The organism is Rhodothalassium salexigens DSM 2132, from assembly GCF_004341375.1.
Classification (GTDB): domain Bacteria; phylum Pseudomonadota; class Alphaproteobacteria; order Sphingomonadales; family Rhodothalassiaceae; genus Rhodothalassium; species Rhodothalassium salexigens.
Window position 1 is genome coordinate 453,716 of record NZ_SLXO01000002.1, and the last position, 26,382, is coordinate 480,097.

General features: G+C 68.3%; 20 protein-coding genes. 7 read left to right on the forward strand and 13 right to left on the reverse strand.

The annotated features are described in order from the left end of the window. Positions 1 to 462: 462 nt before the first annotated feature. The gene (locus EV659_RS04410) at positions 463 to 1,935 is read left to right on the forward strand and encodes a methyl-accepting chemotaxis protein (protein ID WP_165878722.1); all 1,473 of its coding nucleotides are present in this window, start codon (positions 463 to 465) and stop codon (positions 1,933 to 1,935) included. Positions 1,936 to 2,079: 144 nt separating this feature from the next. Here EV659_RS04410 and EV659_RS04415 read toward each other — a convergent pair whose 3' ends face one another. The 12 genes from EV659_RS04415 to EV659_RS04470 form a co-directional block, all read right to left on the reverse strand. Continuing rightward, positions 2,080 to 2,880, reverse strand: a complete 801-nt coding sequence (locus EV659_RS04415) for a phosphoadenylyl-sulfate reductase (RefSeq protein WP_132707632.1) — start codon at positions 2,878 to 2,880, stop codon at positions 2,080 to 2,082. A gap of 4 nt (positions 2,881 to 2,884) precedes the next feature. Then, on the reverse strand, positions 2,885 to 4,084 hold the full coding sequence (locus tag EV659_RS04420) for an NAD-dependent epimerase/dehydratase family protein (RefSeq protein ID WP_132707633.1): 1,200 nt from the start codon (positions 4,082 to 4,084) through the stop codon (positions 2,885 to 2,887). Positions 4,085 to 4,202: 118 nt separating this feature from the next. Then, a complete protein-coding gene (locus EV659_RS04425) occupies positions 4,203 to 5,021 on the reverse strand; it encodes a LytR/AlgR family response regulator transcription factor (protein WP_132707634.1) in 819 nt (272 codons plus the stop codon). Positions 5,022 to 5,041: 20 nt separating this feature from the next. Then, a complete protein-coding gene (locus tag EV659_RS04430; protein ID WP_132707635.1) occupies positions 5,042 to 6,163 on the reverse strand; it encodes a sensor histidine kinase in 1,122 nt (373 codons plus the stop codon). A gap of 95 nt (positions 6,164 to 6,258) precedes the next feature. Beyond that, entirely contained in the window at positions 6,259 to 7,386 is a 1,128-nt protein-coding gene (locus EV659_RS04435; protein ID WP_165878723.1) for an efflux RND transporter periplasmic adaptor subunit, read from the reverse strand. A gap of 91 nt (positions 7,387 to 7,477) precedes the next feature. Further along, a complete protein-coding gene (locus tag EV659_RS04440; RefSeq protein ID WP_132707637.1) occupies positions 7,478 to 10,663 on the reverse strand; it encodes an efflux RND transporter permease subunit in 3,186 nt (1,061 codons plus the stop codon). Positions 10,664 to 10,968: 305 nt separating this feature from the next. Further along, positions 10,969 to 11,505: a hypothetical protein gene (locus tag EV659_RS04445; RefSeq protein ID WP_132707638.1), complete on the reverse strand. Its 537-nt coding sequence runs from the start codon at positions 11,503 to 11,505 to the stop codon at positions 10,969 to 10,971. 42 nt (positions 11,506 to 11,547) lie between these two features. Then, a complete protein-coding gene (locus tag EV659_RS04450; RefSeq protein WP_132707639.1) occupies positions 11,548 to 13,089 on the reverse strand; it encodes a bifunctional aminoglycoside phosphotransferase/ATP-binding protein in 1,542 nt (513 codons plus the stop codon). 62 nt (positions 13,090 to 13,151) lie between these two features. Continuing rightward, positions 13,152 to 14,810, reverse strand: a complete 1,659-nt coding sequence (locus EV659_RS04455) for a thiamine pyrophosphate-dependent enzyme (RefSeq protein WP_132707640.1) — start codon at positions 14,808 to 14,810, stop codon at positions 13,152 to 13,154. Between the two features lie 190 nt (positions 14,811 to 15,000). Further along, positions 15,001 to 17,070 (reverse strand): S9 family peptidase, encoded by a 2,070-nt coding sequence (locus EV659_RS04460; RefSeq protein ID WP_132707641.1) that lies wholly within the window; start codon positions 17,068 to 17,070, stop codon positions 15,001 to 15,003. Between the two features lie 101 nt (positions 17,071 to 17,171). Further along, positions 17,172 to 18,059, reverse strand: a complete 888-nt coding sequence (gene hemF, locus EV659_RS04465) for an oxygen-dependent coproporphyrinogen oxidase (protein WP_132707642.1) — start codon at positions 18,057 to 18,059, stop codon at positions 17,172 to 17,174. A gap of 89 nt (positions 18,060 to 18,148) precedes the next feature. After that, positions 18,149 to 18,634: a tRNA (cytidine(34)-2'-O)-methyltransferase gene (locus EV659_RS04470; protein WP_132707688.1), complete on the reverse strand. Its 486-nt coding sequence runs from the start codon at positions 18,632 to 18,634 to the stop codon at positions 18,149 to 18,151. A 293-nt stretch (positions 18,635 to 18,927) separates the two neighbouring features. Between EV659_RS04470 and petA the strand changes: the two genes are divergently transcribed. From petA to EV659_RS04500, 6 genes are all read left to right on the forward strand, one after another. Beyond that, the gene (petA, locus tag EV659_RS04475; RefSeq protein WP_132707643.1) at positions 18,928 to 19,461 is read left to right on the forward strand and encodes a ubiquinol-cytochrome c reductase iron-sulfur subunit; all 534 of its coding nucleotides are present in this window, start codon (positions 18,928 to 18,930) and stop codon (positions 19,459 to 19,461) included. Between the two features lie 14 nt (positions 19,462 to 19,475). Continuing rightward, positions 19,476 to 20,780 (forward strand): cytochrome b, encoded by a 1,305-nt coding sequence (locus EV659_RS04480; RefSeq protein ID WP_132707644.1) that lies wholly within the window; start codon positions 19,476 to 19,478, stop codon positions 20,778 to 20,780. A gap of 17 nt (positions 20,781 to 20,797) precedes the next feature. Beyond that, positions 20,798 to 21,640 carry a cytochrome c1 gene (locus EV659_RS04485; protein ID WP_132707645.1) on the forward strand — a complete coding sequence of 281 codons (843 nt, stop codon included), beginning with the start codon at positions 20,798 to 20,800 and terminating at the stop codon, positions 21,638 to 21,640. Positions 21,641 to 21,756: 116 nt separating this feature from the next. Further along, positions 21,757 to 22,629 (forward strand): S-methyl-5'-thioadenosine phosphorylase, encoded by an 873-nt coding sequence (locus tag EV659_RS04490; protein WP_132707646.1) that lies wholly within the window; start codon positions 21,757 to 21,759, stop codon positions 22,627 to 22,629. A 29-nt stretch (positions 22,630 to 22,658) separates the two neighbouring features. Next, positions 22,659 to 23,234, forward strand: a complete 576-nt coding sequence (locus tag EV659_RS04495; protein WP_132707647.1) for an adenine phosphoribosyltransferase — start codon at positions 22,659 to 22,661, stop codon at positions 23,232 to 23,234. Positions 23,235 to 23,303: 69 nt separating this feature from the next. After that, positions 23,304 to 25,400, forward strand: a complete 2,097-nt coding sequence (locus EV659_RS04500) for a glycoside hydrolase family 31 protein (RefSeq protein ID WP_200287480.1) — start codon at positions 23,304 to 23,306, stop codon at positions 25,398 to 25,400. Between the two features lie 74 nt (positions 25,401 to 25,474). On the opposite strand, the gene EV659_RS04505 is transcribed toward EV659_RS04500, so the two are convergent. Then, complete coding sequence (locus tag EV659_RS04505; protein ID WP_132707648.1) at positions 25,475 to 26,242, reverse strand: hypothetical protein; 768 nt, start codon at positions 26,240 to 26,242, stop codon at positions 25,475 to 25,477. Positions 26,243 to 26,382: the final 140 nt, after the last annotated feature.

Sequence of the window (26,382 nt, forward strand, 5' to 3'; positions counted from 1 at the left end):
CAACGGGCCAGCCGATCCCGGCCAGCGCCCCGCCCCCGGGTGCGCTGACCGGCCCAAACCGGTTTCGCCACCGGTCGTGCCCGGGACCGCTCCTGCCTCCAGCGATCGGGCCTTGACCGATCCTTCCCGGACCATACGTCCCGGCGTCGCCCTCCGCCAGGTCGTCCCGCTCCAGGCCGGGGCGGGCGGCCGGCGCCGAGTCCCAGGCGTGACGGAGCCCGCAGCGGCGCACCGACGCCAGAGGCGGCCACGCCGGCCGCCACCGATCGCCCCCTTTTCCGATTTATCGCAGCGCTGGCTCGCATGCCCCGAACCGGCCGTGCGACCGGACTGGCAACCGCTCATACCTGCGTCCGATGGTTGGGTGCGACAGCGAATTTAATCGAATCATTAACTTTACTTTTAACAATTCGAGTATCAAATCGAGCATCGGATGGTAATGCACTTTTTGGGACATGGAACATGGCGCAAGTACAGCGGAACCGAAATTTTTTTGCGTTCGGCGCCGAGGCCGCGAACGACACCGAGGGGCTCGACCCGTTCCTACGCCAGGCGCTCGAAGACCTGGCCGACGGCAACCGGCCCAACACTCAGAATCTGGACCCGGAGTTACGCGCCCTGGTCGACCGAGCCGCCGACCATGTGACCGAGGCCGCCGACGCCACCTCGGCGTTTGAGGATCTGAAGGAGCGCATGGACCTGTTCGAGAACCATGCCGGTGCCGCGCTATGGGACGCGGTTCTACACAATGGCGACCCGTTCCACGAGCAGAGCCAATGGACCTGGTCCAACGAGTTCCGGCGGCTGTGCGGCTTCAGTTCCGAAGCCGATTTTCCCAATCGGGTCGAGGCTTGGTCCGACAAGTTGCACCCCGACGACGTGGCGGCCACAACCAAGGTTTTCAACGACCATCTGCAAGACCCGACCGGCGCCACCCCTTATGAGGTTGAGTATCGGCTGAAGCTGAAGTCGGGCGAGTATCGCTGGTTCCGGGCGTCGGGCAGCGCCACGCGGGACAGTAACGGCCGGCCGCTACGGGTCTCCGGCTCGTTGACCGACATCCAACCGGAAAAGGATGCGCTCGCCCGGCTCGAAACCTATGCCGACGATTGCGAAAGCCAGATCAAGGGCCAGGCCGACGAGATCGCCGGTCGCGCGCACGAGTTGTCCGCCACCGCCGACCAGTTGACCAGCACCGCCAAGACCGTCCGCGACCAGTGCGCGCAAGCCAGCGACGAGTTGCAGAAGAGCACCAGCAACCTGGAAACCGTCGCCTCGGCCGCCGAGGAAATGTCCACCTCGATCCAGGAAGTGGCCACTCAGGCGAACGAGACCCAGACACGCACCAGCGAAGCCGACAGCACCTCGCAACAGGCCCGAGAGCGGGTGACCGAACTGGCGGCGGCGGCCGAGGAAGTGGCCAAGACGCTCGAAGTGATCAAGCAGATCGCCGACCAGACCAACCTGCTCGCCCTCAACGCCACCATCGAGGCGGCCCGCGCCGGCGAGGCCGGGCGCGGCTTTTCGGTGGTGGCCTCGGAAGTCAAGTCGCTTGCCCAGCAAAGCGCCAAGGCCGCCGACGAAATCGCCGAGAAGCTGTCGGTCATGCGCGACGCCACCGGCAGTTCGGTGAGCCAGATCGAGACGGTCGCCGGGCTGATCGGCCAGGTCAGCGAATTGACCACGGCCGTGAGTGCGGCGGTGCAGCAGCAAAGCCAATCAAGCCAGGAAATCGCCCGCAACATCGCCGAGGCCGCCGACCGGACCGATACGGTGACCAACAGCGTTGCCGCCATTCAACAGGAAGCCGATGGCCTGACCGACGCGGCGCGCCAGGTGGACGACGCCAGCAACAGCCTGCAAAGCCAGGCGAAGACCCTGTCCAGCGACGTGGTCGCGCTGGTCGCGAGCGTGCGCCGGTCGACCGGCGACTGACCCGGCGGCGCCGAGCGCCATACCGTCAGCCCCGTACGGCGATCGCGCCGGGAGGCCCCTGCATTGTGTAAACGGCAGGGGCCTCCCAACGGCGCCGATACGTTTCCGGATTTTCAGCGGGTGCGCGGGCTTGGAGCGCGGCGATCAGTCCGCGCCACCCGAGCGCACCCAGCGCCCGTCGGCGCCCAGATGGATGCCGCATTCGGTCTTTTCCTGGCCGCGCCAGCGCCCGGCACGCAGGTCCTCGCCGTCCTCGACCCGGCTGGTGCACGGCGCGCAGCCGATCGAGGGATAGCCCTTCGCCACCAGCGGATGGGGCGGCAGGCCGCGGCGGTCCATCTCGGCGCGCACATCCTCGGCGTTCCAATTGGCCAGCGGATTGATCTTGACCCGGCCATCTTGAATCTCGACCCGCGGCAGCCTGGCGCGCACCGTCGACTGGTATTGCTTGCGCCCGGTCAGCCAGGCGTCGAAGCCCTTGAGTGCGCGCACCAGCGGCAGCGTCTTGCGAATATGGCAGCACAGGTCAGGCCGGCGCTCGTGCAACGTGCCGTCGGGGTCGTCGGCGGCCAGATCCTCGGGCTTGGGGTGGATTACCCGCACGTCGGTCAAGCCCAGCAAATCGACGATCCGGTCGCGATAGGCCAGCGTCTCGTCGAACAGCTTGTGGGTGTCGAGGAACACCACCGGCAGCGATCGGTCCACGTCGGCGGCGAAGGCCAGCAAGGCCGCGCTCTCCGCGCCGAACGACGACACCAGCGCCAGCCGCCCGGGGAACAGCGTGTCATGGGCGAACCCGATCACCCGGTCCGGGCTGGCCCCGGCCAACTGATCGGACAAAGCCGCCGCCCAGGCCTCACGCTCCAACGACTGGTGCGTGCGCCACAGGCTGCCGGGGATCGACGGCGGGTCGGTGTCCGGCCCGGTTCGGTCGCGCCCCGCCATGGGGTCAGGCTTCCTGTACGTCGGCCACCGCCTCGGCCGGGCGGCGTTCGCTCCAATAGGATACGCACGGGATCTTGGTGGTGTCGCAGCGCTCGGCATATTTGCGCGCGATGTCGGTCACCTCGTCGAGCAGCCCGGCTTCGAGCGTGATCGGCTCAAGACCCAGGCGCAGGAACCGGTCATTGGCCACATGCAACTCGTTTTCGTCGGCCTCGTTGCGCGGATTGTCCACATACTGAACTTCGGCGCCGGTCATCTCGGCGACCATCTTGGCCAGATCGCGCACGCGGTGGGTCTCGGTCATCTGATTGAGGATGTTGACCCGGTCGCCACGCTGGGGCGGGTTTTCGATCGCCAGTTCGATGCAGCGCACGGTGTCCTGAATGTGGATGAAGGCGCGGGTCTGACCGCCGGTGCCGTGCACGGTCAACGGATAGCCCACCGCCGCCTGCATCAGGAACCGGTTGAGCACCGTGCCATAGTCGCCGTCATAGTCGAAGCGGTTGATCAACCGCTCGTCCTTCACCGTCTCGGCGGTCTGGGTGCCCCAGACGATACCCTGGTGCAGGTCGGTCACCTTCACGCCGTCGTTTTTGTTGTAGAAATAGAAGAAAAGCTGATCCTGCGTCTTGGTCAGGTGGTAGATCGAGCCCGGGTTCACCGGATAGAGGATTTCCTGCTCCACCTGGCCCTGGTCGGTGTCCACCTTGACGTTCAGATAGCCCTCGGGGATCTTCATGCCGGCGGTGCCGTAGCCGTAGACGCCCATGGTGCCCAGATGCACCAGGTGCGAGTCGATGCCCGATTCCACCATCGCCGCCAGCACGTCGTTGGTGGCGTTGAGATTGTTGTCGACGGTATAGCGCTTGTGCGCCGGCGACTTCATGGAATAAGGCGCGGCGCGTTGTTCGGCGAAGTGCACGATGGCTTCGGGGCGCCACTCCTTCAGCAGCGTCACCAAGCGATGGTAGTGCTCGCCGACCCGGAAGCTGTGGAAGTCGATGGTGCGGCCGGAGACCTCTTTCCAGACCCGCAGGCGCTCGCTCATGGGCCGGATCGGGGTCAGCGACTCCACTTCCAGTTCCACATCGATCTTACGCCGCGACAGGTCGTCCACGATGGCCACCTCGTGGCCCCGGTTCGACAGATGCAGCGCCGTAGGCCAGCCGCAGAAACCATCACCACCCAGCACCAAAATCCGCATGCTCTTCTCCATCGTTACACGCCCTGTTTCCCGCGATTGACCACATGGGCCCGCTTGATGCAATGGGGAAAACGGTTGCGTTCCTGTGTCAGTCGACGCCGCCGGCTGGGTTGCCAAATCAGGTAAACCGCGCCACCACGCTCTTGTAGCTGCGACTGACCTTCAATTCGCGACCCGATTGCAGGGTCAGGAAACACTCGCCATTGGCATAAGGGTGGACCTCGCGCACCTGATCCAGATTGACGATGGTCGAGCGGTGGATGCGCTGGAACTTGGCCGGGTCGAGGCGTGCCTCCATGTGCTTCATGGTCTCGCGCAGGATATGCGTGGTGTCGCCCACATGGATGCACATGTAATCGCCGGCGGCGTCGATATAGTCGATATCGGCAACCGCCACCCGGGTGATCACGCCGCGATCCTTGATGTGCAACTGGCTGTCATAGCGCGCCTGGGTTGTCGGCCGGGCTTCCAGGATCGCGGTCAGCGCGGTCTGCGGCGGGTCGTCGAGCCCCTCGATCAGGTCGACCAGACGGGCGTTCTGCTCCACCGCCGTGCGCTGGGCCATGGCCTCGCGGACCCGGTGCAGGGTCTGGGCCAGGCGCTCCTCCTCCACCGGCTTCAAGAGATAATCCAGCGCATGGGCCTCGAACGCTTCGAGCGCGAAACGGTCATAGGCGGTGACGAACACAACCAGCGGCAACATATCCTCGCCGACCAGAGCGCGGATCACGTCGAAACCGCCCAAGCCCGGCATCTGGATGTCCAGAAACACCAGATCCGGGCGATGCTGGCGGATCAGCTTGATCGCCTCGCGCCCGTTCTGGGCCTCGTCGACGATGTCGAGGTCGTCGGCCGCGGCCAGCCGGGCGCGCAGGCCCCGCAACGCCAGCGGTTCGTCGTCCACCAGCAGGCAGCGGATCGTCCGGGACGCGGTCATGGGCGCTGTATCCTCCTCGGTCATCCTGATGCGGCCTCCTGCGAGCGCGCCACCGGCCGGCCGCGGCGCCCGCTCACCGACCGCGGCTCATATTGCACCGGGATGTGGATCACCACGTCGAGCCCGCGCGGGCTGCGATTGGCCAGTTCGAAGCGATAATCGTCGCCATAGACCTCGCGCAGGCGCGCGCGGGTATTGGCCAAACCGACCCCCGACGATGTCGGCGCCACCGGCACCCGGGGCGTGCCCTGGATGCCCGGCCCGTCGTCGCGCACGCGCAGGCAAAGGCGCCCGGCCTCGGCGCGGGCGATCAGCGCGATGGCACCGCCGGCCTCGCTCGGCGCGATGGCGTACTTGATGGCGTTCTCGATCATCGGCTGCAACAACAGGCTCGGCACCATGGCATCACGCGCGCTCTCATCGAGGTCGACGCTGAAGGTCAGCCGGTCGCCAAAGCGCACCCGCTCGATATCCAGATAGAGCTTCAGCGCCTCCACCTCCTGGGCCAGCGTCACCCTCTGGGTCGGCTGATTGACCAGCGAGTAGCGCAAAAAGCTCGATAATTTGGTCAACATGGCATTGGCGCCCCGGGCATCGCCTTCCAGCACCAGGGTTGAAATGGCATTCAGGGTATTGAACAGAAAGTGCGGGTTCAATTGGTAGCGCAGCATCGCCAGTTGCGCCTCGTGCGCCATGGCGGTGGCGCGCGCGGTCGCCGCCTGCTGTTCGAGCAATTGGCGGTAGAACTTGACGCCGAAATAGATGGCGCTCCAGGCCAGCAGCACGAAGCCGTCGAGCATCAGATTGTCGAACAGCGAATAGCTCGCCGCATTGGCCGGGTCGGACAGGCGCACGGTGGTGATCTCCACCGCCGAGAACGCGACCGCAAAGGCGCCGGAGACACCGATGGCCGCCACCGCCACCCAGATGAGACCGGCACCGAACACGCGCTGGTAGATCTGGCGCATGATCGACGACAGCACGAAACCGGTCACCGCGGCCACCAAGGTGGTATCCATATAGGGCCCCACCTGGCCGTAGAGGCTGTAGCCTTGCAACAGGCGCACCACGCCGAAGCCGCTCCAGGCGAGGACCTGAAACAACCAAAACGTCGCCTCGCGATTGCCGAACAGGCGGCTCATCGGACCGGGCGCCAGCCAACGCGCCCGCCGACCGGCCCGAACCAGGTGGGCGCTGCGCCGTGCGTCTTCGTCTCCACCACCGTCACTCGACCCCTTCAGAAGGCGCGACCGCCGGCCCCGCCGTCCACGGCAGCGGCGCCGGCGGCCGCCGCATCGCCTTCGCGGATACGCACCGGCTGACCGGGCGTCAAGCGCTCGGCGCCGCGCACGATCACCAGATCGCCGGCGCCGACCGCGCCGTCGACGGCGATACGGTCGCCCTCGGCGGTACCGGTGCGCACCGCCACCCGGCGCGCCCGGCCGTCTTCGACCACGAACACGAAGCTGCCGTCGGCGCGCAGGATCAAGGCGTCGCGCGGCACCGCCACCACCTGGCGCGCGGCGCCCTTGGGGATCGCCACCCTGACCGCGGTGCCGACGATCCACGGCGCGCCGTCGAGCGTCACCCGCAACTCCACCGTGCGGCTGACCTCGTCGCCCACCGGCACGATGGTGCGCACCGGCGCGTCGACCCGGGTGGCGTCGGCCTCGATGCCGACGATGGTCCCGGCGGCCAACTGCCCGGTCAGGCTGACCGGGATCTGCGCGCGCACCTCCAGATGGGTGGTGTCGACCAGGCGCAGAAGCTGGCCGCCGGGGCTCGCATATTCGCCCGGCGCCGCCAGCCGCGCCACCACCCGCCCCGGAAACGGCGCCCGCACCGCCGCCCGGTCGAGGCCGACGCGCGCGCGCTCCAACGCCACGCGCGCCTGGGCCAGTTCCTGCACCGTGGCGTCGCGGGTGGTCATCACCTCTTCCAGCCGCGCTTGCGGCGCATTGCCCTGGTCGGCCAGCTTGGCGATCCGCGCCACCTCGGCCTCTTCATAGCCGAGCCGCGCTTCAAGCCGCTTGATCTGCGCCACGCTCTCGCGCTCCTGAAGGCGCCAGTCGCGGTCGTCGATGCGCGCCAGCACGTCGCCCTTGGCCACCTCGCTGCCGACCTCGGCGATCCAGTCGACCCGGCCGGCGACCGCCGCGGCGATGGTGCTGTCGTTGCGGCTGATCACCGTGCCCGGCATGCGCGTCACCGCCGCCATGCGCACCGTCTCGGCCGCCACCGCGTCCACCGGTGCCGGCGGCCGGCCGCCGGGGCGCTGGGCGTTTGCCGCCGGGGCCAGAGCGACCAGGGTCGCCAGACCGGTCAGCAGCACGGCCCACAGGCGACGGTTAAACAGATACCACATGAACATCCTCGCTGGTCGGGCCATCGGGGCCGTGAGAGGTCGGGGCTGCGGCGCCGGCAGCCGGTGGACGAAAGCTGCGGTCATGGCGCGGTCATGGCGCGGCCAGGCCGGCGGCCGCCGGGTCGCCCGGTCGGTCGCTTGAGCCGTCGGGGGCGACACGGCGCCGCGACCGGCCCAGTTGCAACAAACTCGGCAGCAGGATCAGGGTGAACAGCGTCGACACGCTCATGCCGCCGACGATCACCGTCGCCATGCCCTGATAGATCCGGCTGCCGGCACCGGGGATCAGCACCAGCGGCAACATGCCGGCGATCGAGGTCAGCGTGGACATGAAGATCGGCCGCAGCCGCAGCCGCAACGCCTGGTGCACCGCCGCGCGCCGGTCGAGCCCCTCGTCTTCCGACCGACGCGTCTCGACCACCAGCAGAATCGCGTTGTTGACCACCAGCCCCAGGAGAATGATGAAGCCGATCATGCCCAGCAGATCCAAGGGCGCGAAGGTGACCCTGTTCAATAGCCATAAAGCGACCACCCCGCCGACCGTCGCCATGGGCAGCGACACGATCACCAGGGCGGCGTCCTTCACCGACTTGAACAGCGCCGCCATGATCAGGAACAGCAACACCACGGCGATGCCGAAATTGCCGCCGAGCGTGGCCACCGCCTTGTCCAGGCTGTCGGCGTCGCCGCCATAGGCCAGGCTGGCGTCGGCGGGCAGCAGCGCGCGCAGGCGCGGCTCGGCCTGCTCGCGCAGGGTGCGCACGGCGGCTTCGAGCGACACGCCGGGCGGCGGCACCACGGTCAGCGTGATGGTGCGGCGGCCGTCGACGCGCTGGATGCGCGACGGCCCCACGTCGCGGCGGATCGACACCAGGTCGCCCAGGGGCAGCACGCCGGCATTGGGCGTGGCAATCGGCACGTCTTCCAGAAACTCCGGCCGCGACCAGGCGGCGGCGCGCAGGATGATGTCCATGCGCTTGTCGCCGTCGAAATACTCGCCAAGCCAGATGCCGTCGCCCATGGCGCGCATGGTCTGGGCGACGCCGTCGCGGGTCAGCCCGACCTCGGCGATGCGCCGGTCGTCGGGCGTCAGGCGGATCTCGGGCGCCACCGTCTGCGGGTCGGGGGTGGGCCGCACCCGCGCGCCGGGCAAGACCTCGCGCACCACGTCGGCGCCGGCGACCACCGCGTCCGACAGCGCCGGAAAGTCGGCCGATTGCAGATACAGGCTGATCGAGCCTGCGCCGCCAAAGCCGCCGAACAGATTGCCCTGCTGGGGATAGGTGACCACGTCGGGAAAGCCCGCCAGCACCTCGCTGCGCAACAGTGCGACCACCGCATCCACGTCGCCCTGGTCGCGCGGCCGCACGCCCATGAAGCTGCCCCAACTGCCCGAGACCAGGAAATAATCCTGAAGCGCCGGTTCGCGCGCCCCCGACACATAGGGCTCCAGCCGCTCGATCACCACATCGGCGAATTCGCGCTCGATGGTCTCGGCATTGTAGCCCGAGGGGAAGCTGATGAAGGCGTCGACCGCGTCGCGCTTGACCGGCGGCAGATAGTTGGTCTGCGGCCACAGCAGATAAGACAGCGACAACGGCCCGACCAACAAGACCGCCACCCAGGCAATCCGGCGCCGGCGCGTGGCGGTCAGGGCCATCAACCCATGGGCCAGCCGGTCCCACCATGCCGAGGGCTCGCGCTCGGCCTCGGCGCCCGGGCCCGGCTCGCGCCCCCGTTCAACAGCCCGGCCAGCCGCCCGGTCAGCGCCCTGGCCCCGCGGGTCGATGCGCAGGAACAGCCGCGCCGCCGCCGGCAACACGGTCACCGCCACCACCAGCGAGATGCTGACCGCGATGGCGATGGTCAGCGCCAGGTCGGCGAACAACTGGCCTTCCACGTCCTTGAGGAAGATGATCGGCAAGAAGATCGCCACCGTGGTGGCGGTCGAGGCGAGCAACGCCCCCCAGACCTGGCGCGCGCCGGTGTCCGCCGCCTCGAAGGCGTCGCGGCCCTGCTCGCGCAGCCGGACGATGTTCTCCAGCACCACGATGGCGGCGTCCATCACCATGCCGGTGGCGAACGCCAGCCCGGCCAGCGAGATGATGTTGACCGAGCGGCCGAACAGGTCGAGCACCAAAAAGGTGGTCATGATGCAGATCGGGATCGTGGTGGCGATCAACAGGGTCGCCCGCGCCCGGCGCAGGAACCACCACAAGGCGACCACCGCCAGCCCCATGCCGACCAGCAGATTGTTGGTGACCAGCGCGACCGCGCGGTTGATGAACACCGACGGGTCGAACGATTTCTGCATCCGTGCCCCGGCATCGGCCAGCACGGTGGCGTTGAGCCGGTCCATGATCTCGGTCACCGCCGAGATGGCGCCCAGCACATTGGCGCCGGTCTCCTTGGCCAGGTCGAGGCTGATCGCCCGGTTGCCGTCCTGGAACACCACCGACCGGCTGTAGATCGGCCCCACCGACACCTCGGCCACGTCGCCGAGCCGGATCGGCGTGTCGCCGCGCCAGTCGAGGATCAACTCGCTCAACTCGTCGGGCGAATAGCGGCCCTCGAAGCGCAGGGCGAAACTGCGCCGGCCCACCTCCACCTGGCCGCCCGAGACGTCGTTGGAGCGGCCGACGCGCTGCGCCACCTCGCTGACGCTCAGGCCCAGTTGCGCCAGACGATAGGGGTCGAAGACCACGCGCAGCGCCTCGCTGCCGGTGGCGCTGCGCACCGACACGCTGGCGACGCCCGCCACCGCCTCGAACGCCGGCGCCACCTGGTCCTCGATCAACTGGGTCAGTTCGGCCAGCGACAGGGTGCTGCCGGGCAGGCGCTGCACGAACAGTTGAATGAGCGATTCATTGTCGCCCTCGCGGCCGCCGCCCTGGCGCACGCGCGGCCGGTCGGCGTCGGCGGGCAGATTGTTGACCTGTTGCAGGCGGCTGGTCACCTCGGTGAACGCCTGGTCCATGTCGGTGGCCAGGGCGAATTCCAGCCGCACCGAGCCGCGCCCGGAATTGGCCGAAGACGACATCTCGATCAGCCCGGGCAGACCTTGCAGCACCTCTTCGATCGGCTGGACGATCTCGGACTCGATCTCGCGCGGGCTGGCCGCGCGCCAGCCGGCACTGACGGTCAGCGTCGGCCGCTCGATATTGGGGAACAACTGCACCGGCAGCCGGGTCAGCGACAACAGCCCCAGCAGCATGGCGATCACCACGATCACCGCCACCGCGGCCGGATTCTTCAAGCCCTGGGTGGTCAGCCCCATCCGTCAGCCCCCTGTCCACGGGCTCAACCGGCCCCACCCCCCTGGCGGCCCGGCGTCCCGGCTCCCCACTGTGCCGGCACCTTAAAGCCCATGAAAGCCCAAAAAGGCACGCACAGGGCGATCAGGGACGCCGGCATTCCCGGTCATGCCGAGCGCCCCGGTCGAGGAAAATAGAATTGCGACGGATGGTGGCTGAGCCGCGACGACCGGTCGGGCGCGAGACCCTGGGCGCTGCTTGCGTTGCGGACGGCGACGGGGTCGCGTCGCTGCGCGCGCCCATGACGCCGGCGCGCGCGCCCAAGGGGTCAGCGGTCTTGGCGCGCCGGATCGTCGAGGCGGTCCACCGGGTGGAACACGCCCAACCGGCACGACGCCACCCGTTGCAGGCCGCCGCCGATGGGTTGCAGCACGTCGATGATGTCCAGGTCGGTCAGCCGGGTCTGCCGGGTGTCGTAGGCGAAGCTGCGATAGACGCCGAGCCCGGGACACGGGTCGTCGAGCCGGTTGAGATAGCGGTCGCGGCCGACGGTCTCGAACAGGATATGGCGGTCGTCGAGCACCCGGGTGCGGCGGATCTGGGCCAGCGGCAGGTCGTCCACCGGCGTGCCGGTGACCCGCCAGCGGCCCAGCAAAACCGTCCCCGGCGCCACGGTGGCCGGCCCGGCGGCGGCCGGGGCCTCGACCGGCGCCGCAGACGTCGGCGGCCCGGCCGGTTCGGGCTGCTCAGACGCCGGCGCCTCGGCCGTCTCGCCCGCGACCGGCTCGGTTTGCTGTGCCCCGGCCGGCGGCCCGGCGAGCGCCAGGACGGCCACAAGAAGCAGGGTTGCGATGATCTGTCTCATGGGCTCCAGGATGGCGCGAGCGGGCGGCGCTGACAAGCCCGCTTAGTCGGGTGCCGGGGTCGCCCTGACCCGGTCGAGGGCGGCCTGCGTCGACCGGTCGAGCGGCTGGTCGCTGTCGAGCCGGTGCCAGCCACACGGGCCTTCGAGCCGTTGCAGCGCCAGCACCGCCGTGTCGGCATCGGACACGTCGTGGGTGCGGGCGTCGAGCCGGCGGCCCAGGGTGTCGGTGCCGGCTTCGAGCATCAGGCCGGTGAACGCCACGCCCAAACGCCCGGCCGCCTCGGCCAGCCGGTCGCGCCCCTCGGCCTTGAGGAAGGTCGCATCGGCGATCACCGTCGCCCCGGCGGCCAGCGCCGACTGGGCGTCGTGGATCAGCCGGTCATAGACCCGGGCGCTGACCGGCGCGGCATAGGCCTCGTCGGGCAGCCGGTCCTCGGGCGTGATGCCATAGAGCCGCTTGCGGATCTCGTCGCTCTTGATCACCACCGCGCCGGCCGCCCCGCCCAGATGCGGCGCGAGGCTGGCGGCCAGCGTCGACTTGCCGGTGCCCGAGCGACCGCCCACCGCCACCAGACGCGGCGCCGGGCGCTGGGCCACCAGGTCGAGCGCCAGGTCGAGGAAACGGCCGGCGCGGGGGCTGCGGTCGGGGCTGTCGGGCGCCATGGCGGTGACCATGGCCCGGATCGCCGCGCGCAGCGACAGATAGAGCGGCCAGACGCCAAGCCCCGCATAGTCGCGCCGCGCGGTCATGTAGCGCGCGGTCATGGCTGCGGCCAGGTCGCGCCGGCCGACGCGGATCAGGTCCATCACCGCGAACGCCAGGTCGTAGAGCGCGTCGATGTCGCTGAACGCGTCGTTGAACACCACCGCGTCGAACGGCATCGCCCGGCCGTCATAGAGGCACATATTGGCCAGGTGCAGATCGCCATGGGCGCGCACCACATGGCCGGCGGCACGGCGATAGTCGGCCACCGGCCGCGCCGCCGCCACCGCCTCGCCCAGCGCCGACAGATAGCGCTCGACCTTCTGGCCGTCCAACGCCGGCGCCGCCTCGCCGCGCAGATTGCGGGTCAATTCGGCCAACAGCCCGTCCAACTCGGCTGCACCGAAGGCGTGGAAGCGCACCGGGGCGGCGCCATGGGCAGCGGCCGCCAAGTCGGCGATCTGGTCGAGCATCCAGCGCTCAAGCCCGCCGGCCTCGGCCAGCCGGTCGAAGCGGGTCGCCTCGTCGAAGCGCGCCATCTCGACCACATGGTCGACCGCCGCGCCGTCGCCGTCCCACGCCAGGCCGCCGCCCGGCGCCTCGGTCAGCGCGCGCACGCCGCGATAGAGCGGCCCGGCCATGGCGCGATTGACCTTGATCTCGGCGGCGCAGGCGGCCTGGCGCGCGGCGCGGGCGGAGAAATCGACGATCATCGGATAGCGCACCGCGCGCATCAGCTTGTAGGCGCGGTCGGGCGTCAGGAAGATGTGCGACATGTGGGTGTCGATGCGCTCGACCCGGGCGTGGGCGCCGTCGAGGCCGTGGGTCGCCGGATCGCTCAGAAAGGCGATGGCGCGCGACTGGTCGTCGGTCTGGGTCATGAGCCTCCGTCTTTCCCGGCGCACGAGCGGGCCGCGCGCCGTCTGGTGCTCGGCCGATCGGCTCAGAGCTTCTTCAAGGTGAAGGTGGGCCCGATGCAGCGCGGGTCCAACAGGATGTGCAGAAGCGCCGGGCGCTGCTCGCGCTCGGCGACGGCGAGCGCGGTGTCGAAGGCGGGGGCGAAGGCTGCGGTGCTGTCGACGCGTTCGGCATGGGCGCCGTGGGCGCGGGCCAGCATGACGAAATCGGGATTGTCGATGCCGGTGGCGCTGACCCGGCCCGGATAGTGCTTTTCCTGGTGCATGCGGATGGTGCCGTACATGGCGTTGTCGAACACCAGGAACACCACCCCGGCCCGGTATTGCGCAGCGGTGGCCAGTTCCGACGCGCTCATCAGAAAGTCGCCGTCGCCGGCCGCACAGATCACCGGGCGCTGCGGCGCGGCCAGCTTGGCAGCGACGGCGGCCGGCACGCCATAGCCCATGGCCCCCGAGGTCGGCGCCAACTGGCTGCGGAACCGGCGGTAGCGGTGGAAACGATGCACCCAGGCGGCGAAATTGCCCGCGCCGTTGGTGACGATGGCGTCGGGCCCGGCGCGCTCGGCCATCGCCGCCCAGATCTCGGCCGGGTTGACCGCGCCGGGGGCGGCCACCGGCTGGCGCCAGGCATCGCGCGCGCGCACCGCCGCCCGCGCCTCGTCCGGCCACTGACGGTCGAGCGAGCACGCGGCCAGGGCGGCGGCGAAGGCGCCGGGGTTGGCGTGAACCCGCAGGTCGGCCTGATAGACCCGGCCCAGTTCCTCGGCACCGGCATGGACATGGATCAGCGCCTGCTCGGCCACCGGCGGCACCAGCCGGGTGTAGCCGCCGGTGGTCACCTCGCCGAGGCGCGGACCGATGGCCAGCACCAGGTCGGCGCGCGCCAGGCGCTCCACCAGATCGGGATTGGCGCCAAGCCCCAGATCGCCGGCATAGGCCGGGTGGTCGTTGTCGATCAGGTCCTGAAAGCGGAACGCCACGGCGGTGGGCAGGCTGTGGCGCTCGGCGAAGCCCGCATAGGCGGCCACCGCCTCGGCGGTCCAGCCGAACCCGCCAAGGATCGCCAGCGGGCGCCGGGCCTGGTTGAGCCGCGCCACCACCGCGTCCAGGTCAGCCGCCGCCGGGCGAGCCTGGATCGGCGCGTGCGGGCGCTGGGCGGGGCGGGCGGCGGCTTGGGTCAGCATGTCTTCGGGCAGCGCCAGGACCACCGGCCCCGGCCGGCCGGCGGTGGCGGTGGCGACGGCGCGGGCCACATATTCGCCCACCCGGTCGGCGCGGTCGACCTCGGCCACCCATTTGGCCAGCGGTGCAAACATCTGGCGATAGTCCACCTCCTGGAACGCCTCGCGGTCGCGCTGGTCGCTGGCCACCTGGCCCACGAACAGGATCATCGGCGTCGAATCCTGAAACGCCGTGTGCACACCGATGGCGGCGTGGGTGGCGCCGGGCCCGCGGGTGACGAAACAGGCGGCCGGCGCGCCGGTGAACTTGCCCCACGCCTCGGCCATGTTGGCAGCGCCAGCCTCGTGGCGGCAGGTGACCAGGCGGAACCGGTCGCGCGCGTCATAAAGCGCGTCGAGCACCGCCAGATAGCTTTCGCCGGGCACGCAGAAGCCCTGCTCGACCCCGTGGGCGATCAGCGTTTCCACCAGGATCTCAGCGCCGGTGGGCATGGTCTCGGTCATGGGGGACGGTCCGTTGTTGGAAAGGGTGAGGGGGCGGGTCGGGTAAGCGCCGGGTCGGCGACCCTGGCCGCACAGGCGCCAAGGCCGCCGCCCTGCCCCGCCCCCGTCTCGCTCGGACGAGGCACCGGCGCGGGGGCGGGCGTGGCGCGGCCCCGCCGGCCCGTGTGACCGGCCGGCGGGATCGTGTGGCTTAGTCCGCGTCGGCGGCGTCGTCCGCTTGCGCGGCTTCGGCGGTCGGCACCGGCTCGAACGTGTAGTCCTGGCCCAGCGCATGGGTGGCGAACCAGTCGAGCTCCAGATTGCCCTTGAACAGCCGGTTCGACAACTTGCGCCAGCCATGGGGTTCGCCCGGCGCGGTGATCAGCCGGGTGGTCACGCCGTTGCGGCTGAGCGCGTAATAGAGCTCCACCGACTGCGCCATGGGCACGCGCACGTCGTTCTCGCCCACCAGGATCAGCGTCGGCGTGGTCACCTTGTGGATGTCGCTGAGCGGCGAATGCTCCCAATAGGTTTCAATCGGCGCGTCCTCGACCCAGGGCGTGTCGCCGAACCAGGGCGTGCGGTAGATGCGGATGTCGCTCTGACCGTACATGCTGATCCAGTTGACCGCGCCGGCCCCCGACGAGGCGGCGGCGAAGCGGTCGGTGTAGGTGATGATCTTGTTGGTCATGTGACCACCGGCCGACCAGCCCATCTTGACCAGCCGGTCGGGGTCGGCGATGCCGCGCGCGATCAGCGCGTCGACGCCGGCCATCACGTCCTTGTGCGCCTGGTTGAAATAGCTGCCGACCATGTCGCGCAGGAATTCGTCGCCATAGCCGGTGGAGCCGCGATAATTGGGCCGCAGCACCGCATAGCCGTGGGCGGCGGCGACCGGCAGATATTCCCAGGCCGAGAAGCCGGCCACCTGGTCGGTGGACGCCGGGCCGCCATGGGTGTTGACGATCAACGGGGCGGGCAAGGCGTCGCGCCCGCCCAAGGGATAGGTCAAGATGCCCTCGACCTCGACGCCGTCCTCGCCGGTCCAGGTGATCACCTCCTGGCGCGGCAGCTCGAACGTCCGGGCCAGATAGCCGTAATGGTCGGTGATCGGCGTCATGGAGCCGTCGGCGGCCAGCCGCCACAGGTCGCCGGCGTTGGTCGGCCCGTCGAGCGCGACCACATGGGTGTCGCTCGCGGCGTCATAATCCCAGCCCGACACGGTCTCGGCGCGGTCGGTCAACGGGGTCAGCCGCTCGCTCGCCAGGTCGACCCGGAACAGCGCGTCGCGCACGCCGGTGTTGGCGCGGAACACGATCGACCGGCCGTCGGCGGTCCAGCGCGCCGCGCGCACGTCATAGGGCATGTCTTCGAGCAACAGGCGCGGCGCGGCGCTGCCGTCGGCGGGCACCACGAACAGATTGTCGTTGTGGTAGCTTTCACCGGCCGCATTGGCACCGGCGACGAACAGCACCGACGCACCGTCGGGCGACAGCCGCGCGCCGGTCTCGAACACCTGGTTGTCGCGGGTGATCTGCCGGGCGTCGCTGCCGTCGGCGGCCATGGTCCACAACTCGGCGGTCGGCAGGTCGTCGAGCAGCGAACTGGCGAACCGGTCGTGCAGGATGCGCCGCCCGTCGGCCGACACGTGCAGCGAGCGCACGGTGAACGCGCCCTCGGTCAGCCGGTAGGCTTCGCCGATGGCGCCGGCATCGGGCGCCACATCCAGCCACCAGACATGGCGAAACGGCTTTTCCTCGAACCGGTTGAGATGGTCGCCGCGTTTCTCGCGCGCCTCTTGTTCGGCGGTCGCCGGGTCGTCGGCCAGGAAATAGATGGTCGCGCCGTCGGGCGCCCACTCATAGGCCGCGATGGCGGTCTCATGGTCGCTGATCCGGCGCGCCTCGCCGCCGTCGCTGGGCAGCAGATAGAGTTGCTTATGCTCGTCGCCGTCGCGCTCGGCCAGGAAGGCGATGGCGCTGCCGTCGGGCGCCCATTCGGGGTCGGTCTGGCCCTCGACGCCGGCGGTCATGCGCCGCGCCGCGCCGGTCGCCACATCGGCCCGCCAGACATGCGGGATATGGCGGTCGCGGTCCCAATTGGGGTCGGTCAGGGTGTAGAGCACCTGGGTGCCGTCGGGGCTCAGATCGGGCCCGGACAGGCTCGGCATGGCGACCAGGTCGACCAGCGTCATCGGACGTTTGGACGCATCCTCGGCGGCGAGCGGCTCCATGGCGCAGCCCACAGCCAGGAAGGCGAGGCAAGCAGCGGCAAGGCGCATGCGGAACTCCTTCGCTAGAGACAAACGCCGCCGCCGGGCGGGCGGCTTGCCAGCCGGCCCAACCCCTCAGGGCGACGTCGGGAAAGGCCGCCGCCCCGCCGTCAGGGCCATTTGGCCATCGGGGGCAGCGACATCAGGATGGCCTCGATATTGCCGCCGGTCTTCAGCCCGAACAAGGTCCCGCGGTCGTGCACCAGGTTGAATTCGGCATAGCGACCACGGTGATAGAGCAATTCGTCGCGCTCCGCCTCGGTCCACGGGCGGTCCATGCGCCGGCGCACCAGGGCGGGATAAATGTCGCGAAAGGCGCGGCCCACATCCTGGGTGAAGGCGAAATCGGCCTGCCAGTCGCCGCTGTCCAGATAGTCGTAGAAGATGCCGCCGACGCCGCGCGGCTCGCCGCGATGCTTGTTGAAGAAGTACTCGTCCGCCCACGCCTTGAAGCGAGGATAATAGTCGGCGTCGTGGGCGTCGCAGGCGGCCTTGAAGGCGGCATGAAAATCGGCGGTATCCTGGTCGATCGGCAAGGCAGGGTTCAAGTCGCCGCCGCCGCCGAACCAGGTCCGCGTGGTCGCCAGCATGCGCGTGTTCATGTGCGCCGCCGGGGCGTGCGGATTGTGCAGATGGGCGACCAGCGAGATGCCCGAGGCCCAGAACCGCGGGTCGTCCTCGGCGCCGGGGATCTGGCCGCGAAAGTCGGGCGAAAACTCGCCGAACACGGTGGAGACATTGACCCCCACCTTCTCGAACACCCGGCCCTTCATCACCGACATTTCGCCGCCGCCGCCGGGGCTGCCATCGTCGGTGGTGCGGTCCCAGGGCTTGCGCTCGAACCGGCCGGCGGGCCGGTCGGCGGCCATGGGGCCGTCATAGGCGTCCTCGATCGCCTCGAACGCCGCGCAGATATCGTCGCGCAACTGGCGAAACCAGTGGCGCGCCGCCTGTTTGCGCGCGTCCAAGCCGACCGGGCTGGGGGAGATGCTGTCCATCGCGGGCCTCCTGAGACTGTGCCGGCGGCGGGCCAGCGCCGCCCCCCTTGCCTGGGACCGGCCGGCCCGACCGCGCTCCAGCCAATACTTTACCCTTCAATCAAAGGAAAGCCACTCGTCTGACGCAAGGCCTCGCCAAGCACCATGGCGCCGGCCACCGCCACGTTGAGCGAGCGCATGCCGGGCCGGAGCGGAATCCGCAGCCGCGCGTCGACGGCCTCGTGCACCGTCGCCGGCACCCCGGCCGACTCGCGCCCCAGCAAGACAATGTCGCCGGGCGCGAACGCGAAATCCACATGCGCCACGCCCCCCCGGGCGCTCAGCAACACCAGCCGCCGCCCGCCCGCGCGCACCCAACCGGCGAACGCGTCCCAATCGTCATGCTCGATGACTGAAACGTGATCGAGATAGTCCATGCCCGAACGCCGCAAGGCTTTGCCGGAAAATGCGAACCCGCACGGGTGGATGATGTGGACGGGCACGCCGAAGCAGGCGCCGGTGCGCAAGGTCGTGCCCACATTCTGGGCGATATCAGGCTGATACAAGGCCAAACCCAAGCGCAGTTTAGCAGTCATCGAGCCCCCGGGTCGACCCGATCGATCGCCATCCTTTTCGTGCAACCCAGTCTCATAAACTCTCCGTAAACGGTCGATGCGCGACGATTTATGACAGCGCTGTGATCGGGACGGCCATTGCAAAGGCGGTGAGCACACGGTATCACCCTAGCCGCGCAGGAGCCGACAGGTCATCCCAAGACCCGTTGACTGTGGCCGAGGGCCACACTCGAAGCGAGGACGCCTCCTCACCAAATAGAGGGTGACGAGGGCGTAAACTGCGTCAATCAAGGCAATAGCAGGTGAGAGGCATTATGAGTAGCGAAGAACTCACAGTGGACAATGCCGAAGGCGTCAACCGCCGCGACTTTTTGTACGTAGCCACCGCTGGCTGGGCCGCTGTCGGCACGGCCTTCGCGGTCTGGCCGTTCATCGCGCAGATGGCGCCGTCGGCGGATGTCAAGGCAATGGCAACGGTTGAGGTCGACCTGAGCCGGATCCCTGAAGGCAGCGAAATCAAGGTGATGTGGCAGGGCAAGCCGCTGTTCATCCGCCACCGGACCGCCGAGGAAATCGAGCAGGCCCGGTCGGTCGATTTGTCCGAGCTGCCCGACCCCGAACCCGATTCCGACCGCGCCATCAAGCCGGAATACCTGGTCATGATCGGCGTTTGCACGCACCTGGGCTGCATTCCCAACGCCGAGTCCGGCGACTATGGCGGGTGGTTCTGCCCGTGCCACGGCTCCCACTACGACATTGCGGGACGCATCCGGAAGGGCCCGGCACCGCGTAATCTGGATCTTCCGCCGTACAAATACACCGACGACACCACGATTATCGTCGGCTAAGAGAGTTAGGACAAATGGCTGGTGTGCAATACCGCCCGCAAAGCGGGTTCATGCAGTGGATGGAGAGCCGGCTGCCGCTGGTCGGCTTCGTCTACAGCGCGGTCGGCAAGGGCTATCCCACGCCGCGCAATCTGACCTATCTGTGGAACTTCGGCTTCCTGGCCGGGGTTTGCTTGGTGGTGCAGATCGCCACCGGGATCGTGTTGGCGATGCATTATGTACCCGACGCGACGATGGCGTTCCAGAGCGTCGAGCATATCATGCGCAACGTCAATTACGGTTGGCTGCTGCGCTATGTCCACGCCAACGGCGCGTCGATGTTCTTCATCGTCGTCTACATCCATATCTTCCGCGGCCTCTACTACGGGTCGTACAAGGCCCCGCGTGAGGTTCTGTGGATGCTCGGCGTGGTCATCCTGCTGCTGATGATGGCGACCGCGTTCATGGGCTATGTCCTGCCTTGGGGCCAGATGAGCTTCTGGGGCGCGACCGTGATCACCGGCCTGTTCAGCGCCATTCCCGTGGTCGGCGAACAGATCCAGACGCTGCTGCTCGGCGGTTTCTCGGTCGGCGACCCGGCGCTCAACCGGTTCTTCTCGCTGCACTATCTGTTGCCGTTCGTGATCCTGGGCGTGGTCATCCTGCACGTCTGGGCGCTGCACATTCCGGGCTCGAACAACCCGCTCGGCATTGACGTGAAGGGGCCGCAGGACCAGATCCCGTTCCACCCCTACTACACGGTCAAGGACGGCCTGGGCATCGTCGTGTTCTTCATGTTCTTTGCCCTGTTCGTGTTCTTCGCGCCCAACTCGCTCGGTCACCCGGACAACTATATCCCGGCCGACCCGCTGGTGACGCCGCCGCACATCGTGCCCGAATGGTACTTCCTGCCGTTCTATGCGATCCTGCGCTCGATCACCTTCGACATCGCGATTCCGTTCACCGGTATCACGCTGATGAGCGCCAAGCTGCTGGGCGTGCTGGCGATGTTCGCGTCGATCTTGATCCTGTTCGCGCTGCCCTGGCTTGACCGGTCGCCCGTGCGGTCGTGCAAGTTCCGTCCGGTCTACCGGATCTTCTTCTGGGTCTTGATGGTCGACTGCGTGTTGCTGACCTATGTGGGCGGCATGCCGGCGGAAGGCATCTGGCCGACCTTGGCGTTGATTGGGACCATCTACTATTTCTTCCACTTCCTGGTGCTGCTGCCGTTCATCCTGCCGCGCATCGAAAAGCCCGAACCGCTGCCCAACAGCATCTTCGAGGCGGTGATGGAAGGAAAGTCCGGCCCGTCCACGCCGCAGGCCGCGCCCGCAGAATAATGAAGGATCGACAATCCATGCGTTCTTGTTCGAAGACAGTGCGCGCCGGTGTCCTGGCCCTGACCATGGGCCTGGGCGCCGCCCTGCCGGCCCAGGCCGCCGGCGGCGCGAAAGAGCCGATGGACGTGGACTTCCAGTTCGAAGGCCCGTTCGGCACCTGGAACTACCCGTCGATCCAGCGGGGCCTCCAGGTCTATCGGCAGATTTGCAGCTCCTGCCACAAGCTGGAGAATGTGCCGTTCCGCACCCTGACCCAGATCGGCTTCTCGGAAGACGAAGTGAAGGCGATCGCGGAACAGTACCAGGTCGACACGATCAACGACTATGGCGAGGTGGAGCAAAAGCCCGCCGCCACCAATGACGAGTTCCCGGCGCCGTTCCCCAACGAACAGGCGGCCAAAGCGGCCAACAACAATGCCTATCCGCCGAACCTGTCGCTGATCACCAAGGCGCGCGAGCACGGGCCCGAGTATGTCTACTCGCTCATGCAGGGCTATGTAGAAGACTCGGAGATCCCCGAAGGCGTCAATCTGGCGCCCGGCCAGTACTATAACGAGTATATGGACGGCCATAAGATCTCCATGCCGCGTCAGCTCTACCCGATGATGGTGATGTACGACGACGGTACCGAGGCCACCGTCGAACAAATGTCCCGCGACATCGCCAACTTCCTGGTGTGGGCCGCACAGCCCGAGATGATCGATCGCAAGCGCATGGGCATCAATGTCCTGGGCTTCCTGTTCATCCTGTCGGTGCTGCTCTACATGACCACCCAAAAGGTGTGGAAGCCGGTCAAGGAAGGCGCCACGCCCTGGAAGGACATAATCGAGCGCGATCAGGCCAACAGACAGGACGCCTGATCGGCGCCCAGCCGACGGCGGGGCGGCGCGCTTGACCGCTCCCCGCCGATCGCTAAAGTCATCGCAACCCTCCGGCCCCGGCCGGGGGGTTTCGTTTGTTTAAGGAGGCTTAGGGTATGACCTGTATCGGCATTATTGGCGGCAGCGGTCTTTATGACCTGCCGGGGCTCACGGATGGGCATTGGGAAACGGTGGAGACCCCGTTCGGCACGCCATCCGACCAGATCTTCCGCGCCCGCCTCGGCGACACCGATCTGGCGTTTCTGCCCCGCCACGGCCGCGGCCACGGCGTCAATCCCTCCGAGATCAACTACCGCGCCAATATCGACGCGCTGAAGCGCCTGGGCGTCACCGACATTCTGTCCATGTCCGCCTGCGGCTCGCTGGCCGAAGACCTGCCGCCGGGCAGCTTCGTCGCCGTCGACCAGTTCATCGACCGCACCCATGCCCGCGCGCGCAGCTTCTTCAGCCACGGCATGGTCGCGCATGTGTCCATGGCCGAGCCCACCTGCGCCCGGCTGCGCGCCGCGGTGGTGGCAGCGGGCGGCGAAACCGGCACGCCGGTGCGCGACGGCGGCACCTATGTGACCATCGAGGGGCCGCAATTCTCCACCAAGGCGGAGTCGCACCTCTACCGCCAATGGGGCGCTCAGGTGATCGGCATGACCAACATGCCCGAGGCGCGGCTCGCCCGCGAGGCCGAGATCTGCTACCAGACCGTCGCCATGGTCACCGACTATGACTGCTGGCACGAGGAAGAAGAGGCGGTCGAGGTGTCGGCGGTGATCCGCGTGCTCAAGGACAATGCCGACCGTGCCCGCGCCCTGGTGGCGCACGCCGCGCCGCGCATCGCCGCAGCCCGGGCCGCCACCTGCCCCCATGGCTGCGACCGGGTGCTCGACACCGCGATCATCACGCCGCCCGAAGCGCGCGGCGGTGACGCCCTGGCGCGGCTGGACGCGGTCGCCGGCCGCGTGCTTAAGTCCTGACTTACGGTTCCAGTTCGAGGATCAGCCCCATGACCAAAGCGCCCCTGATCGACGAGCCCAAAGAGGGCATCGGCGAGCCGTGGATCCTGTCGCGCATCCGCACCATTCCCGACTTTCCCAAGCCTGGCATCAAGTTCCGGGACATCACCACGCTGCTCAACGACGCCCGCGGCTTTCGCAAGGCGGTTGACGAGTTGGTCCAGCCCTATGTGGGCGTCGCCATCGACAAGGTCGCCGGGATCGAGGCGCGCGGCTTCATCGTCGGCGGCGCGGTGGCGCACCAGTTGACCAGCGGCTTCGTGCCGATGCGCAAGAAGGGCAAGCTGCCGCACGCCACCATCGGGCAAAGCTATGACCTGGAATATGGCACCGACACGCTGGAAATCCACGAAGACGCCATCGCCCACGGCGACCTGGTGTTGCTGGTCGACGACCTGCTGGCCACCGGCGGCACCGCCGACGCGGCGGTCGAGTTGATCGAGAAGGCCGGTGGCAAGGTGGTCGCCGCCTGTTTCGTGATCGACCTGCCCGACCTGGGCGGCGCCCAACGCCTGCGCGATCGTGGCGTAGACGTGATCTCGCTCTGCCAGTATCACGGGGCTTGATCGACGGCCGCGCGCGGGGCAGCGGCCCGGTCCACGCGCCGCCACCCCGCCCGCGCTGGAGTTGAGCCTTTGGGCAGCCCGCTATCGTCGCCGCCGGTGACCCTGGATCGCCTGTCGCCGAACTGGTCGGCGGTACCGGCGCTCCATGCCACCGGGCGGGCGACCCTGGCCACCGACCGCCTGGCGGTCATCGCCACCGACGCCGGGCCGCTGCGCCTGGCGCTGTGGGACCAGGGACTGCGCCTCTGGCTCGGTCCCGAGCGCCGCGACGACTACGCCATCCTGACCGACCCGCCAGCAGCTCTGCCCCTCGCGCTCAGCGAAACCGACGGCGCCAGCATCCTCGAAGCCGGCGATCTGCGGCTGACGGTCGAACACGCGCCGCTGAGCTTCACGCTCGAACGCGCCGGCGAGTTGGTCCAACGGTCGCCCACCGACGGCCATTTCCGCCGCCGCTTCCGCATGCCGCCGCTGGCGCGTCTGGCCGAGGGTTGGTTGGTGGGCTTCGACCTGCCGTCGGGCTGGCCGGTCTATGGTCTGGGCGAGAAATGGGGACCGCTCGACAAGCGCGGCCAGTTCATCCGCTCGTGCAACCACGATGCCCTGGGCGTCAATTCCGAATGGTCGTACAAGAACACGCCGTTCGCCTGGAGCCCGGCGGGCTGGGGCCTGTTCGCCCACACCCCCGCTCCGGTGGCCCACGCGGTCGGCTTCGCCACCTGGTCACACCGCGCCTATGGCCTGCTGGTCGAAGACCCGAGCCTCGACCTGTTCCTGTTCGCCGGCGCCGACGGCGGCGACCTGATCGCCACCTACACCCGCTTGACCGGCCGCGCGCCGGTGCCGCCCTTGTGGAGCCTGGGGGTGATCCTGTCGCGGGCCTATTACCGCGACGCTCAAGCGGTGCTCGACGCCGCCGCCGAGGTGCGCGCGCGCGCCATGCCGTGCGATGTGATCACGCTGGACGGGCGCACCTGGCAGCACACCGAAACCCGCTTCGCCTTCGAGTGGGATGGCGCGCGCTATCCCGACCCCGCCGCCGTGATCAAGGCCTTGCGGGCGCTCGATTTCAAGGTCTGCCTGTGGGAGTATCCGCTGGTCTCGGTGCACAATCCGCTGTTCGAGACCATGGCGGCGCGCGGCTGGCTGCTGACCGACGGGCGCACCGGCCTGCCCTATCGCTACCGGTTCGACCCTGAGCCGTTCGGCGAGGTGCTCACCCCGTTGCCCGACTCGGGCCTGGTGGACTTCACCCACCCCGACGCCTACGCCTATTGGCGCGACCGCCACGCCGAGCTGTTCGCCACCGGCGTCCACATGATCAAGCCCGACTTCGGCGAACAAGTGGAAGAGCCCTGTGTGGCCCATAATGGTGAAGGCGGCCACGCGCTGCACAATGTCTATGCTCTGCTCTACAATCGCTGCGTCTATGAAGCGGCCGAGCGCTACGCGCCCGACGGCGCCTTTCTGTTCAGCCGTGCCGCGTGGGCCGGCTCGCAGCGCTATCCTGCGCAATGGGGTGGTGACCCTCAGGCCGACTGGGAAGGTCTGGCCGCCAGCATCCGCGGGGCGTTGAGCTGGGGCCTGTCGGGGGCGCCCTTCTATGCCACCGACGTGGGCGGTTTCTATGGCGACGACCGCGACCCGGTGCTCTATGTGCGCTGGACCCAGGCGGCGGTGTTTGCCGCCCACTTGCGCCTGCACGGGCTGGGCGAACGCGAGCCCTGGTCCTATGGCCCCGAGGCCGAGCGGCTGTCGATCGCCGCCCTGCGCTTGCGCTATCGGTTGATCCCCTATCTGTGGGATGCCATGGCCACGGCGGCGGCAACCGGCCTGCCGGTGCAACGCGCCATGGCGCTCGCCTATCCCCAAGAAAGCGAAGCCTGGCGCTTCGACACCCAGTTCCTGTTCGGCGATCACATGCTGGTCGCCCCGTGTCTGCGCCCCGACGGCCGGGTCGATATCTATCTGCCCGAAGGCCGCTGGCGTCAGTTTCCGAGCAACACACCCTATGAGGGCGGGCGCGTGCATCGGTTGACCCTGGCGCTCGACCAGATGGCGGTGTTCGTGCCCGAAGGCCGGGCGATCCCGCTGGGCCCCGAAGTGGAGACCACCGCCGTCTTGCCCCAAGGCCCCGTGGTCGCTGAAACCTGGATGGCGGGATAAACGCGACCGGCGGACCCCGAAGGACCCGCCGGTTCGTTGCGCCGGACTGAAAGGCCGCCGGGGCGGCCCGTTGCTTATGCTTGGCGCGCGCGCCGGCCAAGGGCGGCGGCACCGGCCACGCCGATCAGCAGCATCAAGCCGGTCGCCGGCACCGGGATCGACGAACGGGCGACGAAATTGTCGAAATAGAGCGTCCGGTCGATACCGTCGGCGGTGTTCACCGCTTGCAGGATCACGCTGCCGATCTCGGTGGTGCCGCCGGCTTCCTCGGTGCCCAGCAGGGTGTCGTTGAGGAAAAAGCGGAACAGATCGGCGGTCGGGTCCAGTTGGATTTCCATGTTGACGAACTCGCCGAAGGCGACGCCGTCGGGCAGACCGGCCGGGCGGAAGCCGCTGCCGTCATCGTCGCCTTGGACCGAATCCCAGACATGGAACTGGTCCTCGAAGAACTCGATGATCGGATAGGACAGAACGCCGGACGGATCGCCGCCGAAACCGACGCCCCACAGCCCGCCGACGCGCCCGGTGGTGTTCTGGAACGCCGGGTCCAGATACCAGTCGATGGAAATCATGCGCGCGCCCGGGGTCAGGAACTGCCGTCCCTGGGTGAAGCGGAACAGGTCGGTTTCGGTGTGGTCGGACGAAATGGTCAGCGCCAGGCGTTTGTCGCCCATGAAGTCCACGGATGAGAAGCCGGCCGGCTTCGAGCGGTCGACAAACCAGGCGCCGTCGGTGCGGCTGTCGGCCAGAACCGGATCGCTGTCAAACGTCTGATCGGTGATGATACTGGCCTGCGCTGTCCCGCTCAGTGCCAAAAAAGCGCCACCAACCAGAGGTTTCATAAGATTTTTCATTGACTCTCTCCGAGAATAGACCCGGTTACGGCTCAGCAAGTCTCGGGCCAGATTTCCAAACCCCACAAAAACCATGAATATCTGTACAATGAATACTTTCGCCTTTTGGAACCTGTCAGTCTCACTAA

Excerpts from the sequence above, each read along its gene's own strand:
- EV659_RS04440 (WP_132707637.1), bottom strand. The coding sequence starts at position 10,663 with ATGGGGCTGACCACCCAGGGCTTGAAGAATCCGGCCGCGGTGGCGGTG.
- EV659_RS04455 (WP_132707640.1), bottom strand. The coding sequence starts at position 14,810 with ATGACCGAGACCATGCCCACCGGCGCTGAGATCCTGGTGGAAACGCTG.
- EV659_RS04495 (WP_132707647.1), top strand. The coding sequence starts at position 22,659 with ATGACCAAAGCGCCCCTGATCGACGAGCCCAAAGAGGGCATCGGCGAG.
- EV659_RS04430 (WP_132707635.1), bottom strand. The coding sequence starts at position 6,163 with ATGAGCCGCCTGTTCGGCAATCGCGAGGCGACGTTTTGGTTGTTTCAG.
- EV659_RS04450 (WP_132707639.1), bottom strand. The coding sequence starts at position 13,089 with ATGACCCAGACCGACGACCAGTCGCGCGCCATCGCCTTTCTGAGCGAT.
- EV659_RS04470 (WP_132707688.1), bottom strand. The coding sequence starts at position 18,634 with ATGACTGCTAAACTGCGCTTGGGTTTGGCCTTGTATCAGCCTGATATC.
- EV659_RS04490 (WP_132707646.1), top strand. The coding sequence starts at position 21,757 with ATGACCTGTATCGGCATTATTGGCGGCAGCGGTCTTTATGACCTGCCG.
- EV659_RS04505 (WP_132707648.1), bottom strand. The coding sequence starts at position 26,242 with ATGAAACCTCTGGTTGGTGGCGCTTTTTTGGCACTGAGCGGGACAGCG.
- EV659_RS04415 (WP_132707632.1), bottom strand. The coding sequence starts at position 2,880 with ATGGCGGGGCGCGACCGAACCGGGCCGGACACCGACCCGCCGTCGATC.
- EV659_RS04420 (WP_132707633.1), bottom strand. The coding sequence starts at position 4,084 with ATGCGGATTTTGGTGCTGGGTGGTGATGGTTTCTGCGGCTGGCCTACG.
- EV659_RS04435 (WP_165878723.1), bottom strand. The coding sequence starts at position 7,386 with ATGTGGTATCTGTTTAACCGTCGCCTGTGGGCCGTGCTGCTGACCGGT.
- petA (WP_132707643.1), top strand. The coding sequence starts at position 18,928 with ATGAGTAGCGAAGAACTCACAGTGGACAATGCCGAAGGCGTCAACCGC.
- hemF (WP_132707642.1), bottom strand. The coding sequence starts at position 18,059 with ATGGACAGCATCTCCCCCAGCCCGGTCGGCTTGGACGCGCGCAAACAG.
- EV659_RS04425 (WP_132707634.1), bottom strand. The coding sequence starts at position 5,021 with ATGACCGCGTCCCGGACGATCCGCTGCCTGCTGGTGGACGACGAACCG.
- EV659_RS04460 (WP_132707641.1), bottom strand. The coding sequence starts at position 17,070 with ATGCGCCTTGCCGCTGCTTGCCTCGCCTTCCTGGCTGTGGGCTGCGCC.
- EV659_RS04480 (WP_132707644.1), top strand. The coding sequence starts at position 19,476 with ATGGCTGGTGTGCAATACCGCCCGCAAAGCGGGTTCATGCAGTGGATG.
- EV659_RS04485 (WP_132707645.1), top strand. The coding sequence starts at position 20,798 with ATGCGTTCTTGTTCGAAGACAGTGCGCGCCGGTGTCCTGGCCCTGACC.
- EV659_RS04410 (WP_165878722.1), top strand. The coding sequence starts at position 463 with ATGGCGCAAGTACAGCGGAACCGAAATTTTTTTGCGTTCGGCGCCGAG.
- EV659_RS04445 (WP_132707638.1), bottom strand. The coding sequence starts at position 11,505 with ATGAGACAGATCATCGCAACCCTGCTTCTTGTGGCCGTCCTGGCGCTC.